24 protein-coding genes are annotated in these 23764 nt (G+C 66.1%); 15 read left to right on the top strand and 9 right to left on the bottom strand.

Features of this window, described 5'->3' with window-relative positions; all coding sequences use genetic code 11:
* Positions 1-20: 20 nt before the first annotated feature.
* A complete protein-coding gene (locus LZ586_RS02545) occupies positions 21-548 on the top strand; it encodes a CinA family protein (RefSeq protein WP_235079710.1) in 528 nt (175 codons plus the stop codon).
* Here the strand turns inward: LZ586_RS02545 and LZ586_RS02540 are convergent.
* Positions 482-970 carry a type II toxin-antitoxin system RatA family toxin gene (locus LZ586_RS02540; protein WP_235078127.1) on the bottom strand — a complete coding sequence of 163 codons (489 nt, stop codon included), beginning with the start codon at positions 968-970 and terminating at the stop codon, positions 482-484. The two genes, LZ586_RS02545 and LZ586_RS02540, sit on opposite strands and share 67 nt — an antisense overlap.
* Positions 963-1883: a lipoyl synthase gene (gene lipA, locus LZ586_RS02535; protein ID WP_235078126.1), complete on the bottom strand. Its 921-nt coding sequence runs from the start codon at positions 1881-1883 to the stop codon at positions 963-965. Before lipA ends, LZ586_RS02540 begins: the two co-directional genes overlap by 8 nt.
* A 112-nt stretch (positions 1884-1995) precedes the next feature.
* On the opposite strand from lipA, the gene LZ586_RS02530 reads away from it, so the two are divergent.
* Positions 1996-2625: a carbonic anhydrase gene (locus LZ586_RS02530; protein ID WP_235078125.1), complete on the top strand. Its 630-nt coding sequence runs from the start codon at positions 1996-1998 to the stop codon at positions 2623-2625.
* Between the two features lie 9 nt (positions 2626-2634).
* Here the strand turns inward: LZ586_RS02530 and LZ586_RS02525 are convergent, their stop codons facing one another.
* From LZ586_RS02525 to aspS, 3 genes are all read right to left on the bottom strand, one after another.
* The gene (locus LZ586_RS02525) at positions 2635-3423 is read right to left on the bottom strand and encodes a polyphosphate kinase 2 family protein (protein WP_235078124.1); all 789 of its coding nucleotides are present in this window, start codon (positions 3421-3423) and stop codon (positions 2635-2637) included.
* A gap of 36 nt (positions 3424-3459) precedes the next feature.
* Entirely contained in the window at positions 3460-4851 is a 1392-nt protein-coding gene (locus LZ586_RS02520) for an L-serine ammonia-lyase (protein WP_235078123.1), read from the bottom strand.
* A gap of 77 nt (positions 4852-4928) precedes the next feature.
* Complete coding sequence (gene aspS / locus LZ586_RS02515; RefSeq protein WP_235079709.1) at positions 4929-6767, bottom strand: aspartate--tRNA ligase; 1839 nt, start codon at positions 6765-6767, stop codon at positions 4929-4931.
* 115 nt (positions 6768-6882) lie between these two features.
* Between aspS and rnd the strand changes: the two genes are divergently transcribed.
* Positions 6883-8061 carry a ribonuclease D gene (rnd, locus tag LZ586_RS02510; protein ID WP_235078122.1) on the top strand — a complete coding sequence of 393 codons (1179 nt, stop codon included), beginning with the start codon at positions 6883-6885 and terminating at the stop codon, positions 8059-8061.
* Positions 8058-8351, top strand: a complete 294-nt coding sequence (locus LZ586_RS02505; RefSeq protein WP_235078121.1) for an I78 family peptidase inhibitor — start codon at positions 8058-8060, stop codon at positions 8349-8351. Before rnd ends, LZ586_RS02505 begins: the two co-directional genes overlap by 4 nt.
* Before the next feature lie 7 nt (positions 8352-8358).
* On the opposite strand, the gene LZ586_RS02500 is transcribed toward LZ586_RS02505, so the two are convergent.
* From LZ586_RS02500 to LZ586_RS02485, 4 genes are read right to left on the bottom strand one after another with little or no spacing between them, the layout of a single operon-like run.
* Positions 8359-9858: a Ppx/GppA family phosphatase gene (locus LZ586_RS02500; protein ID WP_235079708.1), complete on the bottom strand. Its 1500-nt coding sequence runs from the start codon at positions 9856-9858 to the stop codon at positions 8359-8361.
* A gap of 2 nt (positions 9859-9860) precedes the next feature.
* On the bottom strand, positions 9861-12032 hold the full coding sequence (locus tag LZ586_RS02495; protein WP_235078120.1) for an RNA degradosome polyphosphate kinase: 2172 nt from the start codon (positions 12030-12032) through the stop codon (positions 9861-9863).
* Positions 12029-12643, bottom strand: a complete 615-nt coding sequence (locus tag LZ586_RS02490) for a chromosomal replication initiator DnaA (protein ID WP_235078119.1) — start codon at positions 12641-12643, stop codon at positions 12029-12031. The genes LZ586_RS02495 and LZ586_RS02490 overlap by 4 nt, the downstream gene beginning before the upstream one ends.
* Positions 12640-13941: a heavy-metal-associated domain-containing protein gene (locus LZ586_RS02485; protein WP_235078118.1), complete on the bottom strand. Its 1302-nt coding sequence runs from the start codon at positions 13939-13941 to the stop codon at positions 12640-12642. Before LZ586_RS02485 ends, LZ586_RS02490 begins: the two co-directional genes overlap by 4 nt.
* Positions 13942-14041: 100 nt before the next feature.
* Between LZ586_RS02485 and purM the strand changes: the two genes are divergently transcribed.
* The 11 genes from purM to accD all read left to right on the top strand — a co-directional run bounded on the left by purM (position 14042) and on the right by accD (position 23664).
* The gene (gene purM / locus LZ586_RS02480) at positions 14042-15136 is read left to right on the top strand and encodes a phosphoribosylformylglycinamidine cyclo-ligase (protein ID WP_235078117.1); all 1095 of its coding nucleotides are present in this window, start codon (positions 14042-14044) and stop codon (positions 15134-15136) included.
* Complete coding sequence (gene purN, locus LZ586_RS02475) at positions 15129-15719, top strand: phosphoribosylglycinamide formyltransferase (RefSeq protein WP_235078116.1); 591 nt, start codon at positions 15129-15131, stop codon at positions 15717-15719. Before purM ends, purN begins: the two co-directional genes overlap by 8 nt.
* A gap of 77 nt (positions 15720-15796) precedes the next feature.
* Entirely contained in the window at positions 15797-15997 is a 201-nt protein-coding gene (locus LZ586_RS02470) for a hypothetical protein (protein WP_235078115.1), read from the top strand.
* Between the two features lie 43 nt (positions 15998-16040).
* Positions 16041-16736 carry an endonuclease/exonuclease/phosphatase family protein gene (locus tag LZ586_RS02465; RefSeq protein WP_235078114.1) on the top strand — a complete coding sequence of 232 codons (696 nt, stop codon included), beginning with the start codon at positions 16041-16043 and terminating at the stop codon, positions 16734-16736.
* On the top strand, positions 16736-19030 hold the full coding sequence (locus LZ586_RS02460) for a patatin-like protein (RefSeq protein ID WP_235078113.1): 2295 nt from the start codon (positions 16736-16738) through the stop codon (positions 19028-19030). The genes LZ586_RS02465 and LZ586_RS02460 overlap by 1 nt, the downstream gene beginning before the upstream one ends.
* A 77-nt stretch (positions 19031-19107) precedes the next feature.
* Entirely contained in the window at positions 19108-19428 is a 321-nt protein-coding gene (locus LZ586_RS02455) for a lipopolysaccharide assembly protein LapA domain-containing protein (RefSeq protein ID WP_235078112.1), read from the top strand.
* Positions 19425-20099, top strand: a complete 675-nt coding sequence (gene pyrF / locus LZ586_RS02450; protein ID WP_235078111.1) for an orotidine-5'-phosphate decarboxylase — start codon at positions 19425-19427, stop codon at positions 20097-20099. Before LZ586_RS02455 ends, pyrF begins: the two co-directional genes overlap by 4 nt.
* Before the next feature lie 37 nt (positions 20100-20136).
* Positions 20137-20775: a phosphoribosylanthranilate isomerase gene (locus LZ586_RS02445; RefSeq protein ID WP_235078110.1), complete on the top strand. Its 639-nt coding sequence runs from the start codon at positions 20137-20139 to the stop codon at positions 20773-20775.
* Entirely contained in the window at positions 20772-22001 is a 1230-nt protein-coding gene (gene trpB / locus LZ586_RS02440) for a tryptophan synthase subunit beta (RefSeq protein WP_235078109.1), read from the top strand. Before LZ586_RS02445 ends, trpB begins: the two co-directional genes overlap by 4 nt.
* A complete protein-coding gene (gene trpA / locus LZ586_RS02435; RefSeq protein ID WP_235078108.1) occupies positions 21998-22807 on the top strand; it encodes a tryptophan synthase subunit alpha in 810 nt (269 codons plus the stop codon). The genes trpB and trpA overlap by 4 nt, the downstream gene beginning before the upstream one ends.
* Positions 22804-23664 carry an acetyl-CoA carboxylase, carboxyltransferase subunit beta gene (accD, locus tag LZ586_RS02430; protein ID WP_235078107.1) on the top strand — a complete coding sequence of 287 codons (861 nt, stop codon included), beginning with the start codon at positions 22804-22806 and terminating at the stop codon, positions 23662-23664. Before trpA ends, accD begins: the two co-directional genes overlap by 4 nt.
* Positions 23665-23764: the final 100 nt, after the last annotated feature.

The following is a 23764-nucleotide window of genomic DNA, read 5'->3' as shown; positions in this document are numbered from 1 at the left end:
CTGGCAGAGCCAAGCGCGTGATGGATACGATTCTTCCTGACGAACTCGTCGACGCCGCGCGCAAGGTCATCGAGGCCAATCGAGCCTTGGGCCGCAAGATCGCGGTTGCGGAGAGCTGCACCGGTGGGCTGGTATCGGCGGCGCTGACCGAGCTTCCAGGCTCGTCCGACGTGTTCGAGGTCGGCTTTGTCACTTATTCGAACGAGGCCAAGACCGAGGCACTGCGCGTCAGCGGCGACGTGCTGGAGACCTTTGGCGCGGTATCGATCGCGGTGGCCTGGAGCATGGCTCAGGGTGCGCTGAAGCGGTCGAATGCCGATGTCGCGGTGGCTATCACCGGCATTGCCGGTCCCGGTGGCGGGTCGGAGAAAAAGCCGGTGGGCACGGTCGTATTCGCTCAAGCGGAGCGCGGCGCGGACCCGCAGCACATCGTTGCCGATGCCCGGCACTTCGAAGATAGCGGGCGCGGAGGCGTCCGCCTTCAGGCGGCGTTGTGCGCGCTCGAACTACTGATGCCGGGGACAGCCGAGGCGGATCCGTCGCCATAGAGGCGGGCGGCGCGTTCCTCGAACGCGTTGATCATCTTGCGCAATGCCCGGTCGAACACCTGCCCGGCGAGCATCTCGAACACCCGGCTCTTGAAGGCGAAGTCGACGCAGAAATCGACGTGGCACCCGCCCTGCCCGTCCGGGCGGAACGTCCAGTCGTTGTTGAGATATTTGAGCGGGCCTTCGAGATAGTCGACGCGGATATGCTCTGGACGCTGCTTCTCCACCTTGGACGTGAAGCTTTCGCGCAGGCCCTTGAACCCGACGATCAGGTCCGCAACCATCTGCGTGTCGCTGTTCGTACGAACGCGCACCGCCGATACCCAAGGAAGAAACTCGCCATAGCGGCCGACATCGGCGACCAGGTCGAACATCTGCTCGGGCGCATAGGGCAACGAGCGCGTTTCGGAATGCTTAGGCACGCGCGAGCTTGGCCTCACGCGCAGCGCGCATCTTCGCGAAATCGTCGCCGGCATGGTAGCTCGAGCGCGTCAGCGGCGAGGATGCTACCAGCAGGAACCCCTTGGCCCGAGCGATCGCGCCGTAGGAATTGAATGCCTGGGGCGTGACGAAGTCGATCACCTTGGCATGCTTGGGCGTGGGCTGGAGATACTGCCCCATGGTTAGGAAATCGATGTCGGCGGAGCGCATGTCGTCCATGACCTGGTGCACTTCCAGACGCTCTTCGCCCAAGCCCAGCATGATGCCCGACTTGGTGAAGATCGACGGATCGAGCTTCTTCACCGTCTCCAGCAGCCGGATCGAGGCGTAGTAGCGCGCGCCAGGGCGGATCGTCGGATAGAGCCGCGGCACCGTTTCGAGATTGTGGTTGTAGACGTCGGGCCGCGCCGCGACGATCATCTCGACTGCCTGCTCGTGCTTGTTGCGGAAGTCAGGGGTCAGAATCTCGATCGTGGTGATCGGGTTGGACTTGCGAATCGCCTCGATCACCTTGACGAACTGCTTGGCGCCGCCGTCCGGCAGATCGTCACGATCGACCGAGGTGATGACGATATGCTCCAGGCCCATCTGCGCCGCGGCATCGGCGACGTTGTTGGGCTCCATCGGGTCGACAGCGCGCGGCATGCCGGTCTTGACGTTGCAGAAGGCGCAGGCGCGCGTGCAGGTGTCGCCAAGGATCATCACCGTGGCGTGCTTCTTCGACCAGCACTCGCCGATGTTCGGGCAGGCCGCCTCTTCGCACACCGTCGTCAGGCTCTTCGAGCGCATCAGCGCGCGAGTCTGGGCAAAGCCGGCGGAGGTCGGCGCTTTCACGCGGATCCAGTCCGGCTTGCGGACACGCTCGGGACGGGGAAGCGGCGACATCTCGTTCATGCAGGGGCAAATAGCGATCCGCCTGCCCACACACAACCAAGCGCTGTGCATCCGTGATTGCAGCGCGCCGAAGCGGGTTCGCAACCGCGGCGCGCGTGATTATAGAGGTGCCATGACAGACTTTACCGACCTGCTCGACGGCTATCAGCGTTTCCGCACCAGTGACTATCGGCGCCAGCGCGAGCGCTGGGCCGAACTGTCCCAGGGCCAGGACCCCAAGGTGATGGTGATCGCCTGTTCCGACAGCCGTGTCGATCCGGCCCAGATCTTCGATACGCTGCCCGGCGAAATCTTCGTGGTGCGCAACGTCGCCAATCTGGTCCCGCCGTTTGAGACCGGCGGCGGGCGTCATGGCGTATCGGCCGCACTGGAATTCGCGGTGACGCAGCTTGAGGTGCCTGAGATCGTGGTAATGGGCCATGGCGCGTGCGGCGGCGTCCATGCCGCGCTCACCAAGCGCTTCGCCGATGCCGAGCCAGGCGCCGGCGGCTTCATCGCACATTGGGTCGACATCTTGGATGAGGCGCGCGACCGGATCGTCGCCGAGCATGGCGACGGCCCCGAAGCCGTGCGCGCGCTGGAGCTGGAGACGGTGCGAGTGTCGCTAGCCAATCTGCGCACTTTCCCCTGGGTCGCGGAGCGCGAAGCGGCAGGCAAGCTGGCGCTGCACGGCGCATATTTCGCAATCGCCGACGGCGCCCTGCACGTCATGGACGACGACGGAAGCTTCGCCGCCGCCTGAACGCCTATCTCAGTCGTCCAGGTCGAGCTTGCCTAGCGCCTTTTGCGCCACCTCGATAACTTCTGGGTTGAGCTCCGGGGGCGTCATGGGCACCTGCCGTTCGAGCGCGTCGGCAATGACGGTGAGTGCTGCGATGCGCGCCGCCTTCTTGTCGTTGCCGTCGATCACGATCCAGGGCGCGTTGTCGGTGTCCGTCTTCCGGAACATATCGTCCATGGCGTCGAGATACTCGGCGCGCTTCGAACGGTTGCGGAAGTCGTCCAGGCCGGTTTTCCACCGCTTCCATGGATGTTCGATGCGGTCCTTCAGCCGCGCATCCTGGGTCTCCTGGGTGGTGTGGACGAAGATCTTGATCAGCGTGGTGCCATCGGCGACCTGTTGGGTCTCGAAGTCGTTGATCGCGGCATAGCCCTCGCGCCACTCCGCCTCGATCGCATAGCCCTCGACCCGCTCGACCAAGACGCGGCCATACCAGCTGCGGTCGAAGATCGCGATGTTGTGGTCGGACGGCAGGCGGCGCCAGAAGCGCCAGAGGAAGTGACGGGCCTTTTCCTCGGGAGTCGGCGCGGAGATCGGCCATACCTCGAAATAGCGCGGGTCCCATTTGGCAGTCAGCCGCTGGATAATGCCGCCCTTCCCCGCCGCGTCCCATCCTTCGAACAAGATGATCGCGCGGCGCTTATGGACGATATGCGCGTAATGGATGCGGCTCAGCCGGTCCTGGAGCTTTTTGAGTTTCTTCTTGTAGTGGCCGTCAAAGGGGTCACCGGCTTCATAGTCGCGCAGGTCGATCGTCATGCGCGCCCTAACGTGCGGACGCGGCGAAACGCTGCATCAGCAGGCGACGACGTTGACCGCGAGCCCGCCCTGGGCGGTTTCCTTGTACTTGGAGCGCATGTCTTCGCCGGTCTGGCGCATGGTCTCGATCACCGCATCGAGGCTGACGATATGGCTGCCATCGCCGTGCAGCGCGAGATAGGCGGCATTGATCGCCTTGATCGCGCCCATCGTGTTGCGCTCGATACACGGGATCTGGACAAGGCCGCCGATCGGGTCGCAGGTGAGGCCGAGATTATGCTCCATGCCGATCTCGGCGGCGTTCTCGATCTGGGCATTTGTGGCACCCAAGGCTGCGGCGAGGCCGGCCGCGGCCATCGAGCAGGCAACGCCGACTTCACCCTGGCAGCCCATTTCAGCGGCGGAGATCGAAGCGCGTTTCTTGTACAGAAAGCCGATCGCGGCGGCGGTGAGCAGGAAGGTGCGCGCGCCTGCCGGGGTCGGCGCGGCGCAGAAGGTCTCGTAGTAGCGCAAGACCGCCGGGATCACGCCGGCCGCACCGTTGGTCGGCGCGGTGACGACGCGGCCGCCGGCGGCGTTCTCTTCGTTGACGGCGAGTGCCCAGAGGCTGACCCAGTCGAAGACCAGCGAGGGATCGCTGCGCGGGCCGCGAGCGATCAGTCGCTGGTGAAGGTCGCGGGCGCGGCGCTTGACCTTCAGCCCGCCGGGAAGCTCGCCCTCCCCGCGGCAGCCGCGATCGATGCAGGCCGACATGGCTGCGCGCAGGCTATCAATAAAGGCGTCAGTTTCGGTATCGTCGCGCCAAGCCGATTCGTTGGCGCGGACGATGTCGGCGATCGAGACGCCCTGCGCTTCGCCGACCGCGAGCAGTTCGGCGCCTGAGGTGAAGGCGAAGGGCAGCTTCACGTTGGTCTGGGGCGGCTCGCAGCCGCCCTCGACGATGGCGCCGCCGCCGATCGAATAGACGAAGCTCTCAAAGGGTTCGGCATCGGCATAATGCGCGACGAAGCGCATGCCGTTGGGATGCGCGGGCAGGAAGCGGTCGTCCCGGAAGATCAGGTGGCGGCCCTCGACGAACGGCACCGCGACATGCCCGCCGAGCACAAGCTGTTCCTCCGCGCGGATGGTGGAGACGATGGTAGCGACGGCGTCCGGATCCACCGCGTCGGGGCGGTGGCCGGCGAGACCAAGGATCACCGCAGTGTCGGTGGCATGGCCACGACCGGTGAGCGCGAGTGAACCGAACAGCTCGCAGGAAACGCCGGTGGGCGCGCCACGGTCCAGCGCGGCCTCGGCAAAGGCGGCGGCGGCGCGCATCGGCCCGACGGTGTGCGAGCTGGACGGGCCCATACCGATCGTGAACAGGTCGGCCAGGCCTATCGTCGCTTCCGCGCGGGTGCGGGCGCGGGGGTTCGCCGGGTCCAACATGCTCTCTCCTGCGCGGCTTCGTTACCGGACCATATAGGCGCGCGGGGGCGCCCCGGCGAGGGCCGGAGCGCCCTGGCTCAGCCGGCCGCTGGATCGACGATGCCGTCGGTGCCTTTCTTTGCCAGGTCCGCCGCGATCTGCGGCGAGAGGCGGATGCTGAGTTCCTTCAGCTGCTTCTCGCTGACGAAGGACGGCGCGCCCATCATCAGATCCTCGGCCTTTTGCGTCATCGGGAAGGTGATGACTTCGCGGATGTTGGGTTCGTCGGCGAGCAGCATGACGATGCGGTCGACGCCCGGGGCCGAGCCGCCGTGCGGGGGGGCGCCGAACTTGAACGCGTTGATCATGCCGGCGAAGTTCGCGTCGACATCGGCCTGGCTGTAGCCGGCGATCTCGAACGCCTTGTACATGATTTCCGGACGGTGATTCCGGATCGCGCCCGAGCTCAGCTCAATGCCGTTGCAGACGATGTCGTACTGGAAGGCGAGGATATCGAGCGGGTCCTTGGTCTCCAGCGCTTCCAGTTCACCCTGCGGCATCGAGAACGGATTGTGGCTGAAGTCCACCTTCTTGGTGTCCTCGTCATATTCGAACATCGGGAAGTCGACGATCCAGCAGAATTCAAAGCGCTTCTTGTCGATCAGGTCGAGCTGTTCCGCCGCGCGGGTGCGGGCGAGGCCGGCGAGCTTGGCGGCCTGGGCTTCCTTGCCGGCGGCGAAGAAAATGCCGTCATTGGGGCCAAGGCCCATCGCCTGGGCAATCGCCTTCATACCCTCCTGGCCATGGTTGTTGGCGATCGGGCCGCCGAACACGCCGTCCTTCTGCGTCGCATAGCCGAGGCCAGGGAAGCCTTCGCTCTGCGCCCAGCTGTTCATGTCGTCGAAGAATTTCCGGGACTTCTCGTGCGTGCCGGGTGCCGGCACCGCGCGGACGACGTCACCGCCCTCGACCATCGACGCGAATCGGCTGAAGCCCGAGCCCTTGAAGTGGTCGGAGACGTCGGTGATCAGCAGCGGATTGCGCAGGTCAGGCTTGTCATTGCCGTATTTCAGCATCGATTCGCGGTAGGGGATGCGCTTGAACGGCAGCGCCGAAACGCTGCGGCCCTTCCCTTCCCAATCGGCGAACTCTTCGAACACGCCGTGCAGCACCGGCTCGATCGCGGCGAACACGTCATCCTGGGTCACATAGCTCATCTCGAAATCGAGCTGGTAGAACTCGCCCGGGCTACGGTCGGCGCGGGCGTCCTCGTCGCGGAAGCAGGGGGCGATCTGGAAATAGCGGTCGAAGCCGGCGACCATGAGCAGCTGCTTGAACATCTGCGGCGCCTGGGGGAGCGCGTAGAACTTGCCAGGGTGGACGCGGCTGGGAACGAGATAGTCACGGGCGCCCTCGGGGCTCGACGCGGTCAGGATAGGGGTCTGGAATTCGGTGAAACCCTGATCGATCATCCGGCGGCGCAGCGAGGAAATGACGTTGGAGCGCAGCAGGATGTTCTTGTGCACCTTGTCGCGGCGCAGATCGAGGAAGCGATAGCGCAGCCGGATATCTTCCGGATATTCGGAGTCGCCGAACACGGGGAGCGGCAGTTCCTGCGCGACGGACTGGACGGTGACCTGAGCCGCGCGAACTTCGATCTGGCCGGTCGGCAAGTTCGGGTTCACGACGCTGGCGTCGCGCGCGACGACCGTGCCGGTCACCGTGATGACGGCCTCGCTACGCAACGACTCGATGACGGCGAACGCGGGGCCGCTAACGTCGGTGACGATCTGAGTCACGCCGTAATGGTCGCGCAGATCGATGAACACCAGATCCCCATGGTCGCGCTTGCGATGTACCCAGCCGGAAACACGGACTTCCTGGCCGACATGGTCGGCGCGGAGCTGGGCGCAGGTATGCGTGCGATAGGGGTGCATGGTCATTCTCTCGATGATCGTCGGCCCCGCGGAGGCACAGGGTCTAAATAGCGTGGCCGCGCATTCCTGTCAGACCCCACTTTTGTCAACCCGAAGACCCGTATAAGGGCTTCCGATGCACATACATGGCCTGATCGAGGATACCGCAACCCTCGCCGCTCTCTGCACCCGCCTCGCGAAGTCCGACTTCATCACGGTCGACACCGAGTTCATGCGGGAAAACAGCTATTGGCCCGAGCTCTGCCTGATCCAGGTGGCGAACACGGAAGAAGCCGCGGCGATCGATCCGATGGCGCCGGGATTGGACCTCAAGCCACTGCTCGATCTGATGACCGAGAATGACGAGGTACTCAAAGTCTTCCATGCCGGCGGCCAGGACCTGGAGATCGTCTACAACTTGACCGGCAAGACCCCTTTCCCGCTGTTTGACACGCAGGTCGCAGCGATGGCCCTGGGGCAAGGCGAGCAGATCGGCTATTCCAACCTTGTCGACACCTATCTGGGGATCGTCGTCGACAAGGGCGCGCGTTTCACCGACTGGGCGCGACGGCCGCTCGATGCTCGGCAGATCGAATATGCGATCGGCGACGTCACCCATTTGTCCCGTATCTTCCCCAAGATGCTCGACAAGCTGCGCAAGAGCGGTCGTGGCGTATGGCTCAACCAGGAGATGGAGCGACTGGGCGACCCTGAGAATTATCGCAACGACCCCGATCTCGCCTGGGAGCGGGTGCGCATTTCCAGCCGCAAGCCCGAGGTGCTGGGTCGACTGAAGGCGCTAGCCCGTTGGCGCGAGCTCGAAGCACAGGGCAAGGATCTGCCGCGCGGCCGCATCGTGAAGGACGAGACGCTGGCCGACATCGCGAGCAATCCTCCCCGCAAACAGGCAGACCTCACGCGCGTTCGCGGGTTATCGGCGGCATGGGCGAACAACGACATTGGCGGGCGGCTGATGGCGGCAATCGAAGGTGCGAAGCCGATGTCGAGCGCCGAAATGCCCTCGCGCGATGAGCGTAAGCCGGCGCTGGGCAAGGACGGCGCGCTGGTCGCCGATCTGCTCAAGCTGCTGCTCAAGATCCGCGCCAAGGAGATCAACGTCGCCTCCCGGTTGCTGGCCCGGTCGGAGGATCTGGAATCGCTGGCCGCCGGCGTGCGCCACGGCCTGCCGATTTTGGAGGGCTGGCGGTACGAGCAGTTCGGCCGCGACGCGCTGGAACTGGTCGAGGGTCAGCTGGGGTTCACCGTCCGCAACGGAAAGCTGGTGATGACCCGTACCGAGGAGCCGTCCAAATGATCCGTACCCTGCTGCCCCTGGCCGTGCTGGCATCTGCCGGCTGCACCCAGCAGCGCTCCGTCGCCGAGCTGCCTGCCGCGCCTGCGGGCGCCTGCACCAGCGACGGGTTGGCGTCCTTGCTCGGCAAGCAGCGTGGCGACGCCGCGGCAGCCGACGCAATGCGGTTGTCCGGCGCCAGGACGCTGCGCTGGATCGAACCGGGGATGGCGGTGACGATGGACTATCGCGAGGATCGGCTGAACCTGCATCTGAGCGCCGACGGCAAGATCGAGAGCGCGCGCTGCGGCTGAGCCGCGGCTACATTTCCACGACAGGCTGGCGGCCGAACGCGGCTGCCAGCGCCTTGTGGCGGCGCTCGACGGTATCTCCGTACAGTGCCTCGTCTTCAGGCTCTAGCAGCAGCGCCAGCGTTCCGTCCTCCAGCACGAGGCGCGAGCGCCGCAGCGGCGCGGCGACCCCGCCGCTCAGCCGCTGGCCGAGCCGCATCGCCAGACCCCAGCGCTTGGCGCGGCGGAGCGCCTCGGATCCCGCAAGGCGGCCGAGGGGCTCGGGGCTGTCCATCTTCCCGCCGAGCGACGCATAGAGCGCCTGGGCGATCAGCGCGCGGCCAGTCGCATCGATACCGACCCAGTTCCCGTGCAGTCCGATCTCCATGCCGCGCTCGTCGCGAAACTCGGGATTGGCGCGCCAGCCGACATCGGCAAGCAAGCAGGCGGCATGCCGCAGCCGTGCCAACTCGGGGGGCTCTTCAGCGAATAGCGGCGCGATCCAGCGGTCGAGCAGATCGCCATGTTCGGGAAAGCGTCCGAGCCTTCGCCCCTCGTCGCGCGCGGCGACGATCAGCGGGTCCTCCTGGCGCTGCTCACGCGTGAGGCGCTGGAACAGCAATCCTTCACGCAAGCCAAAGGCGGAAACGACGGTGCCGCTGCTGCCGAGATGCTTGAGAACCGTGGTGAGCAATGCCGCCGCGTTTCCGAGCGTGGGCAAGCGGGAGCTCGACAGATCGGGAACGGCCTTCAATTCGGCCTTCGACAGATCGGCCAGCGTTCGCGTGAGTTCGCCGACACGATCGAGCGAAAGGGTATATTGATGGACTACCGGCAGCGGGTAGGCCGAAAGGTGCATGTCCAGCTTCGCCAGTGAGCGCCACGAGCCGCCCACCAGATAGAAGGGGAGCCCCCTGCCCCTGCCTGCCCAGCCGGTCTCCTGGATCAACTTGCCGACGGTCCGGTCGAGCACGCCCTTACCCTGCGCCCGGATCGGGCCAAGCCGCAGCACACCGAGCGGATAGGATATTCGGTCGGTAATCGCGCCTGCGACGACCCGCACGAGTTCCAGGCTACCGCCGCCAAGATCGCCGACGATCCCGTCCGCATCCGGTATCCCCGAAAGCACGCCGAGGCCGGAGGCAGTCGCCTCCTCCTCGCCAGGAAGCAACTCGACCTCCAGCCCCAGCTGCCGGGCCGTAGCAATCAGCAAATGCCCATTGGACGCATCCCGAACCGCCGCAGTGGCGACGGTGCGCAACTCGTTTACCTGCATCTCCCGCGCCAGGGTGGCGAAGCGGGCGAGCGCCGATGCGGCAAGCTTCAACCCGGCGGCTTCGATCGCCCCAGTTTCAGCGAGCGACCGGCCAAGACCCGCCATAACCTTTTCGTTAAACAGGATCGCCGGCAGCCGCGCTGGCCCCTGATACACCACCAGCCGCACCGAGTTCGAACCAATGTCGATGATCGCGACGCGGGGATCGGCGGCGCCTTCCTCCTGGCGCGGAGTGCGTGACAGCAGCGTGGCCAAGCTCACGCACCCTTTGCCGTACGCCGCCGCTTGAGCGACAGCTTGGGTACCGGCTTGCGCTTCTCCAGCGCCGCGCCGCGGCCCGATAGTGACGGGTTGGTCATGAAATATCGGTGCAGGTTGAATGCTCCTTCGCTTGTTTCGGCCCGCACATATTTGCCATCGGGCTGAAGGAACCAACTCTGCTCACTGTCGAGCAGGTTCGCCACCATCACCTGATCCAGCACCTGATCGTGAACCGTCTTGTTGAGGATCGGTAACATGAACTCCACGCGCCGATCGAAGTTGCGCTGCATCCAGTCAGCGGACGAGATGAAGACCTGCGCGTTATCATTGGGCAGCGCGTCGCCATTGCCGAACGCCCAGATCCGGCTGTGCTCCAGGAACCTGCCGACGATCGACTTGACGCGGATATTTTCCGACAAGCCAGCTATGCCGGGGCGAAGACAGCAGATACCCCGGATGATGAGGTCGATCTCAACCCCTGCATTGCTTGCTTCGTACAGCTTCTCGATGATCGCGGGATCGACGATCGAGTTCATCTTCGCCCAGATCGCTCCTCCCCGCCCAGCGCGAACATGGGCGATCTCACCGTCGATCAGCTCGATCAATCGATTGCGCAGGTCCCGCGGGCTTATCGTCAACAGCTTCAGCGCCTTGGGCTCGACATAGCCGGTGACGTAGTTGAACAGCTGGGCGGCATCGGTGCCGAGACGCGGATCGGCGGTGAAGAAGCTGAGGTCGGTGTAGATGCGCGCGGTCACCGGATGGTAGTTGCCGGTACCGAAGTGGCAATAGGTGCGGAAGCCATTGCCTTCCCGGCGGACGACCATCGAGACCTTGGCATGGGTTTTCCAGTCGATGAAGCCGTAGACGACCTGGACCCCGGCCCGTTCCAGAGCGGTGGCCCACAGAAGATTCTGCTCCTCATCGAAGCGCGCCTTCAATTCAACGACTGCCGTGACGGATTTGCCGGCCTCGGCAGCGGCGATCAACGCGTTGATGACTCCGGCCTGTTTGCCCGCGCGATAGAGGGTCTGCTTGATGGCGACGACGTCAGGATCCTGCGCCGCCTGCGTCAAAAAGGCGATCACCACGTCGAAGCTTTCATACGGGTGGTGGACGACGATGTCCTTGGCCCGGATCGCCGCGAAGCAGTCACCGCCATATTCCCGGATCCGTTCTGGAAAGCGCGGCGTGTACGGCGAGAATTTGAGCTCCGGTCGGTCTTCCTCGACCAGTTTGGCAAGGTCGCCGACGCCCAGGAAGCCGCCGGTCTCGGTTAGCAGTGCCTCGCTCCCACCGAGTTCCTCCTTCAGCACGGCTTCGAGCGAAGGATCGATCGAGTCCTCCATCTCCAGGCGAATGACTCGGCCCCGTCGCCGCCGCTTGATCGCGGTTCGAAATGTGAGGACCAAGTCCTCGGCCTCTTCCTCGATCTCAAGGTCGCTGTCGCGCAGCACGCGGAACACCGCCGCGCCCAAGACGGTGTAACCCGGGAAAAGCAGGTACGAGAAGCGTTTCACGACGGTCTCGATCGCGACGTAGCGCGCCGGCTCGCCAGGCAGCCGTACGAACCGGGGCATGGTCGTGGGAAGCAGCACCAGTTCGCGAATCGGCTCTTGGTCGACGTCGCGCACCAGGTCGAAGATCACGCTCAGCCCCTGGTTCGGAATGAACGGGAACGGGTGCGCCGGATCGAGCGCCTGGGGAGTCAGGATCGGAAAGATCTGCTCGCCGAAATGCACCTCAAGCCATTCTTGTATCTCGCCTTCGAGAGCATCGGCTTCGAGGACATGGATACCCGCTTCGGCAAGATCGCGGCGGATAACGGTCCATACGCTCTGCTGGTTGTCCGCCAGGATCTCGGCCTCCGCCGAAATCGCCGTCAGCTGCTGGCTCGGCGTCATGCCGTCCGCCGAGCGCGCCTCGACCTGCTGCAGCTGCTGCCCCAGCAAGCCGGCGACCCGCACCATGAAGAACTCGTCGAAATTCGATCCCGAAATCGACAGAAAGCGCAGCCGCTCGAGCAGCGGATGGGCCGGGTTGCATGCCTCGTCCATCACGCGCCGGTTGAACGCCAGCCAGCTCAGTTCGCGGTTGAAATAGCGCTCGCCGGCGCCCGCGCTTACGGCTGCTTCTTCCTGGGGAACGCGCATCACGGGCTTGGTCATCGTTCCTCGTCTTCTTTCAATTCATTGAGGAGGCCGGCAGCCTCCAATGCGGCGCGCACCATCGGGATGGTAAGCCGCTGCTCGGCTTCGCTCTCCAGCACATCGGCAACGCGCAGGATGGCGATATGGCTGCGCTCGATCCGGCGCGACAGCCAGGCGATCACCTCTGGCTTGGCGTGGAGCAGATGGCGCTCGAACGCACGCTCGATCAACTGAGGGATCAGCACGTCATCGGGCGGCCCGATCTCCAGCAGCGGCGATGCAGCGAGGCGGGAGCGCAGGTCGGGCAGCTTCACTTGCCAAGCGGGCAGCCCGGCTTCGGATACGATCAGCAGCGGGCGCCGTTCCTGCTGCGCCAGGTTCCAGGCATGGAAGACATCGGCCTCCGTGGCGCGGTCGGCATCATCGAAGATGCGACCGCCACTCTTGGCCGCGAAGATACGTGCGAGCAGGCTGCGGCCCGACTTGCGCGGGCCTACCAGCAGCGCGGCCATCACCGGCCAAGTCGCCCAGCGCTCGAGCTGCTGCACCGCGCGGACATTGGAGTCGCTTACCAGGAAGTCCGTCTCGCTCGCTTCGGGTAGCCCGAGCGGCAGGCGAAGCTGCGTCATCCGCCGGTCGCGGCGCTCGAGTTCCCGGGCGCGGATTGTGGTGTGGGTGCGGCGGCCGGGCCTCCCCGGCGGATGCGGAGCACGCCCGCGCCTTCCTGAACTTGCCAACCCCGGGCCTCCAATGCCGCACGCAAGCCAGCGATAGAGCCGTCATACGACACGCGCATGACGGAGACTCCGCCCAGCGCCAGGCTGGTGGTGGCCGCCGACCGCACGCCGGGCACGCCGCGCACTGCGGACTCGGACGCGTTGAGCGCAGAGACGTTCGGGGTTTCGATCTGCAGCGTATAGCTGGCGGTGGAGACGCTGGTCGGCAGCGGCGTCGGGATTGCCGACGTAGCGGTCGCGGCGGCGGCGGCGGTGGCCGCTGCTTCGGCTTCGGCCTGTTTCTCTGCCTCGGTCTTCACGCGTGGCGGCCGCGTGGCGAGTAACGCGTCAGCGCGCAGCAATCCGCCCGCCAGCGCCTGCTGATAGGCTGCGTCGATCCGCTGGATACCGGCGTCGAGCAGCGCGTCGAGCGCGTCGGCATTGTCGACTCGCAGGGCGAAGCTGGTGATCGGCTTGCGATCGGGGCCGTGGTTGGCAGCGAACACGCCCACTACCGGCCCGCCAGGATATTCGCGGCGCAGCTGCACTTCGGCCACCAGCACGTCGGACGCACCATATTGGTCAAGCACGGTACGCCACCAGTTGCGCCCGCGCCGCAGCGTCTGGCCGGCGTTCACCAGCAAAGCGTCCGGGCCTGTTCCGCCCAGTCGGACATAGTCGATCGTGCTGCCGCCGCTGCGGAAGCGGTTCCAGGCACGCACCCAGGCGGTCTCGCGTTCGAATACACGGCCGACGCCGCCGGAGAATTCCAGCGGCACCAGCAACATCGGTGGCGAGCGGGTGACCTGCGTCGATACGCCCAGGATCGCTCCGGCGCGCGCACGGTCGAACAGCACGCCCAGTTTGGCGATGTACCGGTCGGGGCCGATCTGCTCGCGCTCAACCACGATTCCCGCGGAAAGCGCATCGAGCGTTCCGTCGGGAAGCATCGATTTCCTGCCGGTCAGCCGCTGCGACAACATCTCCCAGCCCTTGCGCTGCGCCAGCCTCCAGCCCCCCTGCCGCGCGCTTTCGGCATCCTTGCCCTTCACGTCCACCTGAACGCCCGACACTTCAAAGCTGCCCGACGCATCCACGGCAACGGCGCCGGCGCCAGCACCCGATCCTTGCGCCAGTCCCATGCCGGTCACGCCCGCCAGGGCGAGCGCGCCAACAAGGCCGACGGTGGCGGAGAAACGCGATACCTGCATGTGCGGGCTCTTTTGGCGAAGGCCGGCCCGGAAGCCAAGCGCGTAATGACTGTGCATCGGGAGTTCCGATTTGCAAGATAGGGCGCTAAGCGCATCGGCCATGAGCGACCAGCAAGCCTATACCTACGCCCAGGCGGGCGTCTCCATCGCCGCAGGCAACGCCCTTGTCCGCGCCATCGCCCCGCTTGCCCGCTCGACGCGCCGGCCAGGCGCCGACGCCGATCTCGGCGGGTTCGGCGGCCTGTTCGACTTGAAGGCGGCGGGATTTGAAGATCCGCTGCTGGTCGCCGCCAATGACGGCGTCGGCACCAAGCTGAAGCTGGCGATCGAGCATGATGCGCATGACGGCGTCGGCGTCGATCTGGTGGCGATGTGCGCCAACGACCTGATCGTCCAAGGCGCTGAGCCGCTGTTCTTCTTGGACTATTACGCCAGCGGCAAGCTCGACGCGGGTGTCGCCGAACGCGTGATCGCCAGCATCGCCGACGGATGCCGCCAGGCCGGCTGCGCGCTGATCGGGGGAGAGACCGCCGAGATGCCGGGCATGTATGCCGATGGCGATTATGACCTTGCTGGCTTCTGCGTCGGCGCAGTGGAGCGCAGCCGGCTGATCGATGGCAGCGCGATCCGCCCGGGCGATGTGCTGCTGGGATTGGCCTCGACCGGCGTCCATTCGAACGGCTTCTCGCTCGTGCGCCGACTGGCTGCCGACAAGGGTTGGAAGCTCGACCGGCCTGCCGTTTTCGACCAGGAACGGCTGCTGATCGATGCACTGATGGCGCCGACGCGCATCTATGTCGCCAGCCTGCTGCCGCAGCTGCGCAAGGGCACGATCCACGGCCTGGCTCATATCACCGGCGGAGGGCTGCTCGAGAATGTCCCGCGCGTGCTGCCCCAGGATTGTCACGCGCGGATCGATGCGTCAGTTTGGCCGCTGCCGCGACTGATGGCCTTCCTTCAGGCACAGGGTAACATCGAGCCCGAAGAGATGGCTCGCACCTTCAACTGTGGCATCGGCATGGTCGCGGCGGTTGCAGCCAATCATGCCGAGGCCGTTTCGCGCGAACTCACCGAAGCCGGCGAGACGGTGTTCACCATCGGCACGGTCGAAGCGGGGAGCCGTGGCTGCACGGTGTTTGGCGCAGAGGAAACCTGGAGCGCTCGCCAGCCCTGGTCCGCCACGCACGATGGCTAAGCGCAAGCTCGGCATCCTGATTTCGGGCCGCGGCTCGAACATGGCTTCACTGGTGGAAGCGTCGAGGACGAACGACTCTCCCTATGAAGTGGTCCTTGTCGCCAGCGACAAGCCTGATGCGGCGGGGCTCGAATGGGCCGCTGAGCGCGGCATTCCCATCTTCGCGCAGAGCCCCAAGGGCATGCCCAAGGCGGAATACGAAGCCGCGATCGACTCCGCGCTACGGAAAGCGGGCGTGGAGGCGATCGCGCTCGCGGGCTATATGCGGCTGCTGTCTGACGCATTTGTCGGCCGATGGCAGGGACGTATCGTCAACATCCACCCCTCTTTGTTGCCGAAGTACAAGGGGCTCGACACGCACAGTCGGGCGCTGGAGGCCGGCGATACCGTCGCCGGGTGCTCGGTGCACATCGTCACCGAAGAACTTGATGCCGGTGAGTTGCTGGGTCAGGCTGAGGTTCCCGTCTTGCCCGGGGATACGCCCCACTCCCTTGCAGTCCGCGTCCTTGAGCAAGAGCACCTGCTATATCCGCGGGTAGTGGCGGAGTGGCTGAACCGCTGGGATTGCAGCCGACTGCCCTAACCCCGGATATTTCCGGGTTTCTCTGAGTTGGGTCGCGATGAAGTCCGTTCAGGACCTGCACACCAAGGAAACGCTCGATGGCCGATCGCATCTTGCCTCACGAACCAGAGATAAAGGGCGGTAACGCCTCTGCCGAAGAAGGGCAGGTGATGCTTGATGGTCCCGACGGCGTTGCCGTCGCCATGTCCCCCGAAGCTGCCATCGCGACCGCACACAGCCTGTTGGAGGCGGCCGAAGAGGCAAGCGATCAGCGCGGCGCCGAAGGGCATCCGAGCTGACCCTCTTGCCCTTTCCGTTCCAAGCACCCGATAAGATGCGCGCATGATCAAGGTTGCCAGCTACAATATGCGCAAGTCGATCGGCACCGATCGTCGGCGCCGGCCTGAGCGGACGCTGCAGGTTCTGTGCGAGATCAACGCCGACATTATCGCGCTCCAGGAGGCCGATCGCCGCTTCGGCGCACGCGACGCGGTTCTCACCAGCCACTTGCTCGCCGAGCATGGCGACTGGAAGCCTGTCCTGTTCGGCATGCGCGCGCGATCGATGGGGTGGCATGGCAACGCGCTGTTGATCCGCCGCGACGCGGAGGTCCTGAACTGCGAGGTCATCCACCTGCCCTCCCTCGAGCCGCGCGGCGCAGTTGTCGCCGACATCCGCCTGCGGGGTCAGGTAACCCGCGTGGTGGGCATGCATCTCGACCTGTCGGGCCTGTGGCGCCGGCGGCAGGCACACGCAGTGATCGCACATCTGAACGCCAGCGCGCAGCATCCGCCGACCGTTCTGATGGGCGATCTCAACGAATGGAGTGCCGGGAGCGGGTGCCTGCGCGATTTCGCCCAGCATTTCACCTTCGCCGCCACCGGCAAGAGCTTCCACGCCCGACGGCCTATGGCGCGGCTCGACCGGATCATGGTCACACCGAATCTGACGATACAGGCATGCGGGGTGCATGAGAGCCTGAACGCACGCACCGCATCGGACCATCTGCCGATCTGGGCGGAGCTGCATCCAGCCTGATGGTGCAGCCCCGTGACAAGGAATTGCGGCTCGCGCTGGTCTGTTATGGCGGCATCAGCCTTGCCGTCTACATGCACGGCATCACCAAGGAGATCTGGCGCCTCGCCCTCGCCAGCCGCTCGGCCCAGGCAGGCGAGGGCGGCAACGGCATCTACCGCGAACTGCTCGACCAGATCCGCACGACCTCCGGCGTCAACCTGCATGTGCTGGTCGACATCCTCTCGGGTGCGAGCGCAGGCGGGATCAACGCGATCTTCCTGGCCCAGGCGATCACCTCCGGGCAGTCGCTGGAGCCGCTCACCGAATTGTGGCTGACGCACGCCGATGTCGAGGCATTGATCGAGCCCCGCCAGGCGCCGTCGCACCGCTTCGCCAAATTGTGGGCGGCGCCGATAGCCTGGGTCGTCGCGAACCGCAGCAAGACCATCGATGCCACGGTGGACGCGGATGCGCGGGACGAGGTGCGGATGAAGCTGGAGCGCTTCGTCCGCTCGCGCTGGTTCGAGCCGCCATTCGGGGGCACCCGGCTGCTCACCATGTTGCTCGACGCGTTCGACGCGATGGCGAAGGGACCGACCTCGCATCGGCTCTTGCCCCCCGGCCAGCCACTCGACCTGTTCGTGACGGTCACGGATTTCCGCGGTCATCCCGAGACGATCCGGCTCAATACTCCGCCACAGGTTCTGGAGACCGAGCACCGGCTGGTGTTTCCGTTCAGCGACCGCGGCACCGAAGCGGGAGGGTTCGCCCATCCCGCCGAATTGGCTTTCGCGGCGCGGGCCACATCCAGCTTCCCGGGCGCCTTCCCACCGTTCGGCGTCGCCGAGATCGACACGCTGCTCGCGGAGCGCGGGGACGACTGGCCGAGCCGCGACACCTTCCTCCAGCGTATGCTGCCCCAGCAATGGGAGGACAACCGCGCCGAAAAAGCCGTGCTGATCGACGGGTCGGTGCTCGCCAACGCCCCGTTCCGTCCCGCGATCGAGGCACTGCGCGAGCGTCCTTCTCGCCGCCAGGTCGACCGGCGCTTCGTGTTCGTCGACCCCTTCCCCAATTTCCGCTTCGACTTCTATGGGGAACAGGACGCCAAGCCGGGCTTCTTCCAGACGATCATCGGCTCGCTGTCCGAACTGCCGCGCGAACAGCCGATCCGCGACAATCTGGAGGCGATCTCGGCCCGCTCGGAGAAGATCGAGCGGATGCTGTCGATCGTCTCGGAAATTCGCACCGAGGTAGAGACGCAGGTCGAGGCGCTGTTCGGCTACACGCTGTGGCTCGATTATCCGACGCCGAAACGTGTCGCCACCTGGCGCCGCCGCGCCCAAGTCGCAGCCGCCGCGAAGGCCGGATACGGCCACACCGCTTATGGCCTGCTGAAGGTCGACGGCACAATCGATCGCATCGCGCGGCTGATCTACACGATCGGCGCGCGCCATGAGCCCGATCGGTTGCGCGAGATCCGCGACGCGGTGGCAGCTGCGGTGCGGGCGCGTGGCGGAGATCGCTTCGGAGCGACGATGTCGAACGGCGCGAGCCCACAGACACTCGATTTCCTGCGCAGCCATGACTTGGGCTTCCGTATCCGCCGGCTGCGCCTGCTGGCCCGGCGTTTGAGCGAAGTCGAAAAGCCGCACGCAAGCGCCGAGCTGCTGCCGATGCGCACCGCGATCTACGAATCGCTGGCCAGCTATGTCGAGCTCAAGCGCTCCGAGCCCTATGCCGATCTGCGCGAAGCGACACGCACCGTGACCGAGGATGCCGGACCGGTGCTCGACCTGCTCGCCGAGCGCATGGCGCTGCGCGCGCTCGATGCCGCCACCGATGCGCGGCTATCCGACGGGTTCAGCGCCTTGTCGGAGGATCTGCGACGGCCGATGCTGCTCGCGCATCTCGGTTTCCCGTTCTTCGACATCGCGACCTTGCCGCTGCTCCAGGGTGAGGGCCTCGACGAGTTCGACCCGATACGCGTCGACCGCATTTCGCCGGACGATGCCACCACGATTCGTCAGGGCGGCGCGGAGGCCACGCTGAAGGGCATCCAGTTCAACAGCTTCGGCGCGTTCTTCAGCCGCGCCTATCGCGAGAACGACTATCTGTGGGGACGGCTTCATGGCGCCGACCGGCTGATCGATATCGTGCTCTCCACCCTCTCGCCGGAAGATCGGCTCGGCCAGGAGCGAATCGCTACGCTCAAGCAGCGTGCCTTCCACGCGATCCTTGACGAGGAGGAGCCGCGGCTCACCGCCGTGCCGAACCTGTTCCGGCAGCTTCGTGAAGAGATAGGCGCGCGGTGACCGCCGGGTCGGCGGCACTGGCAAAGCGCGGCCTCGCGGCTTAAGGTCGCCGGCGTGATGGTAGGAGTGGAGGCGGAATGCGGTTTCTGAAGGTGCTGTTCTGGCTGTTGCTGGGCGGCCTTGTCGCGGCATTCGTGATCTACAATGGCGACGAGACGGTGACGATCCGTTTGTCCACTGGCCTTGTCGCGGACTTCAGCCTGCCCATGCTGCTGATCCTGGTGTTCCTCCTCGGGCTGCTGCCGTCGCTGGTCGCATATCAGGCGATGCGGTGGCGCACCCGCGCGCGGATAGCCGGGCTGGAACGCGCATTGGCGGATCTCCGCGCCGCCACCCCGCCGGCACCGATCATCGTTGACCCTCTTCTTGAGCCCGCGGTGCCGGAAACCCGCGCATGAGCTCCCCCATCTTTGTCGCGCTCGACACGCCCGAGCTCGACCGTGCCAAGGCTATCGCCAAGCGGGTGCGCAAACATGTCGGGGGCATCAAGCTTGGCCTTGAGTTCTTCATGGCCAACGGCCGGCAGGGCGTGCGCGACATGGCGGAGATCGGCGTGCCGATTTTCCTCGACCTAAAATTGCACGACATTCCCAACACGGTGGCCAAGGCAGTCCAGGCGCTGCGCCCGCTCGAACCCGCGATTCTCACCGTGCATGCCGCCGGCGGCCGCGCGATGCTGGAGGACGCCAAGGCGGCCGCACCGGCGGGCACCAAGGTCGTCGCGGTCACCATGCTCACCAGCCTGGACGATAGCGACCTGGTTTCGATCGGCGTCGCGCCCGACTCGCATGCCCAGGTCCTGCGGCTGGCCGAACTGGCGCGCACCTCCGGCGTAGATGGCATCGTCTGCTCGGGCGAGGAGGTCGCCGCGGTCAAGGCGATCTGGCCCGACGGCTTCTTCGTCGTTCCCGGCGTGCGCCCGGCGGACGGCGTGGCCGGCGACCAGAAGCGCGTGGTGACGCCGCGCGCGGCGCTCGATTCGGGCGCGTCTATCCTGGTGGTCGGGCGGCCGATCACGCAGGCCGAAGATCCGGATCAGGCCGCCCGGGATATCGCCGCCACGCTGTGACGTGACAGAGCCGCACTGCCGGGAGTAGAGGCGGCGCATGCCCGTCCTCGCCAAGATCTGCGGCCTGTCCACGCCCGACACGCTCGACGCCGCCATCCGCCACGGTGCCGCGCAGGTGGGGTTCGTGTTTTTCGCCCCTTCCCCGCGCCACCTCCAATTCGAACAGGCGGCGGGACTTGCCGCGCGCGTGCCGGATCACGTCGAGAAGCTGGGCGTGTTCGTCGATCCGGATGACGCTCTGGTTGACGCCGCGGTTGCTGCCGGGCGGCTTGACGCGGTGCAGCTCCATAAGACACCTCCGGCGCGAGTCGCGGCGATCCGGGCGCGAATCCGCCGTCCGGTCTGGGCGGCCGTTGCGGTGAAGACCGCTGCCGACCTGACCGCCGGCGCCGCGTTCGCCGGCGCGGCCGACCGCATCCTTTACGACGCCAAGACCCCCGAAGGCGCGGCATTGCCGGGCGGCATGGGGCTCCGGTTCGACTGGCGGCTGCTGCAGGGCCACCGCCACCTGCTGCCGTGGAGCCTGTCGGGCGGGCTCGACCCGATCAACGTCGCCGAGGCGATCGACGTAACCGGCGCTACCTCCGTCGACGTCTCCTCGGGCGTCGAAAGCGCGCCGGGGCTCAAGGATGTGGACAAGATCGCCGCATTCCTTAAAGCCGTGACATCCCTATGAACACACCGAATTCCTTCCGCGCCCAGCCCGACGATCGCGGGCATTTTGGCCAGTTCGGCGGCCGCTTCGTCGCCGAGACGCTGATGCCGTTGGTCCTTGACCTGGAGCGCGAATATCGCGCCGCGCAGGCGGACCCCGCCTTCCAGGCCCAGTTCGACGACTTGCTGGAGCATTATGTCGGGCGCCCCAGCCCGCTTTATTATGCCGAGCGGCTGACCGAGGCGCTGCGCCAGTCCGCGCCCGAGGGCATGGGCGCGGAGATCTGGTTCAAGCGCGACGAGCTGAACCACACCGGCGCGCACAAGATCAACAACTGCATCGGCCAGATCCTGCTGGCGATGCGGATGGGCAAGACCCGGATCATCGCCGAGACGGGTGCTGGCCAGCACGGCGTGGCGACCGCTACCGTGTGCGCGCGCTTCGGCCTGCCCTGCGTCATCTATATGGGCGCCACCGACGTCGCGCGGCAGCAGCCCAACGTGTTCCGCATGAAGCTGCTCGGCGCCGAAGTGGTGCCGGTGACATCGGGCGCGGCGACGCTCAAGGACGCGATGAACGAGGGGCTGCGCGACTGGGTCGCGAACGTCCACGACACCTTCTACATCATCGGCACCGCGGCGGGTCCGCACCCCTATCCCGAGCTGGTCCGCGACTTCCAGTCGGTGATCGGCAAGGAAGCGCGCGCGCAGATGCTGGCCCGCACCGGCAAGCTGCCCGACCTGCTCGTGGCGGCGATCGGCGGCGGATCCAACGCGATCGGGCTGTTCCACCCGTTCCTGGACGATGCCGACGTGAAGATGCTGGGAGTCGAGGCGGCGGGCGAAGGGCTCGACAAGCGCCATGCCGCCAGCCTGACCGGCGGTGAGCCCGGCATCCTGCACGGCAACCGCACCTATCTGCTCCAAGACGAGGACGGCCAGATCACCGAGGCGCATTCGATCTCGGCCGGGCTCGACTATCCCGGGATCGGGCCCGAGCATGCCTGGCTGCGCGACATCGGCCGAGTCGACTATACCAGCGTGACCGACACCGAGGCGCTCGACGCGTTCCAGCTGCTGTGCAGGACCGAGGGCATCATCCCCGCGCTCGAGCCGAGCCACGCCATCGCCGCGGTTGCGCGCGTCGCCCGCGACATGTCGCGCGACAAGGTGATCCTCGCCAATCTTTGCGGCCGGGGCGACAAGGACATCTTCACAGTCGCCGACGCGCTGGGCGTGGCGTTGTGACGCGCCTTTCCACTGCCTTTGCCAACGCACGCGAGCAGCGCCGGGCCGCGCTCGTCACCTTCGTGACGGCGGGCGATCCCACGCCGGCGGCGACCAACGCCCTGCTCGACGCGCTGGTCGAAGGCGGTGCCGACGTGATCGAGCTGGGCATGCCGTTCACCGACCCGATGGCCGACGGACCGGCGATCCAGGCGGCGAACCTGCGTAGCCTGGGCGCGGGCACGCGCACGGCCGACGTGCTCGAGATCGTCCGCGCGTTTCGGGCAGCGCATCCCGACGTGCCGCTGGTGCTGATGGGCTATGCCAATACCATGACGCGCCCCGATCCAGCGCGGTTCGCCGCCGCGGCGGCCGAGGCGGGCGCGGACGGGATCATCTGCGTCGACATACCGCCCGAGGAGGCCGACACGCTGGCGCCGTTCGGCGCCAACGGGCTGGACGTGATCCGGCTCGCCACTCCGACCACCGACGCGGTACGGCTTCCCGCGGTGCTGAACGGCGCCTCGGGCTTCGTCTATTATGTCTCGGTCGCGGGTATCACCGGTCTCCAGCAGGCGGCGCAGTCGTCGATCGATACCGCGGTTGCCCAGCTCAAGGCCGCGACCGACCTACCGATCGTCGTCGGCTTCGGCGTACGCACGCCCGAACAAGCCGCCGCAATCGGCCGCGTCGCCGACGGAGTCGTGGTCGGGTCCGCGATCGTCGACCTGGTCGGGCAGCACGGCGCCGCCGCGCCCGGGCCGGTCCGAACCTATATCCAATCCCTTTCGGCGGCGCTGGCCGCCGCCTCCAAGGAAGTCGCATGAGCTGGATCAGCCGCGTCCGCAACGCCCTCGCCTATGTCACCACCCGCACCGACGAGACCCCGGACAATCTCTGGCACAAGTGCAAGGGCTGCGGGACGATGGTGTTCACCCGCGAGCTGGAGCAGAACCTGTATGTCTGCCCGCACTGCGACCATCATGAGCGGATCGGACCGGCGCTGCGCTTCCAATATCTGTTCGACGAAGCCAGCTTCACCGTGCTGTCGAGCCCGAAGGTCGCCGAGGACCCGCTGAAGTTCCGCGACCAGAAGCCTTATCCCGCCCGGCTGAAGGCGGCGCGCGCCGCGACCGGCGAGCAGGACGCGTTCCTCAACGCTTCGGGTACGATCCTGGGCAAGAAGGCGGTGATCGGCGTCCAGGACTTCGCCTTCATGGGCGGATCGATGGGTCAGGCGGTCGGCGAGGCGTTCATCGCCGGCGTCGAGGCGGCGATCGGCGCGCATGCCCCGTACATCGTCTTTACCGCATCCGGCGGCGCGCGCATGCAGGAAGGCATTCTCAGCCTGATGCAGATGCCGCGCACCACCGTGGCGATCGAGATGCTGCACGATGCCGGCCTGCCCTATATCGTCGTGCTGACCGACCCGACCTCGGGCGGCGTGATGGCGGCCTATGCGATGCTGGGCGACGTCCAGATCGCCGAGCCGCGCGCGACGCTGGCCTTTACCGGGCGCCGAGTGATCGAGAACACGATCCGCGAAAAGCTGCCCGACGATTTCCAGACGTCGGAATATTATCGCGAGCACGGGCTGGTCGACATGGTCACGCACCGCAAGGAATTGCGCGAGAAGCTGGGCCAGCTGATCGGCCTGCTCTGCCCGGACAAGGTGGCGGCGTGACGATCTCCCTCTCCCCTTCAGGGGAGAGGGTCGGGGAGAGGGGCAGTGCGACGCGCCCTCCTCATGCCCCTCTCCCCGACCCTCTCCCCGCAAGCGGAGA

This window comes from Sphingomonas sp. S2-65, from assembly GCF_021513175.1.
In the GTDB taxonomy this organism is placed as follows: domain Bacteria; phylum Pseudomonadota; class Alphaproteobacteria; order Sphingomonadales; family Sphingomonadaceae; genus Sphingomonas.
This window is presented reverse-complemented; position numbering and strand designations above follow the sequence as displayed.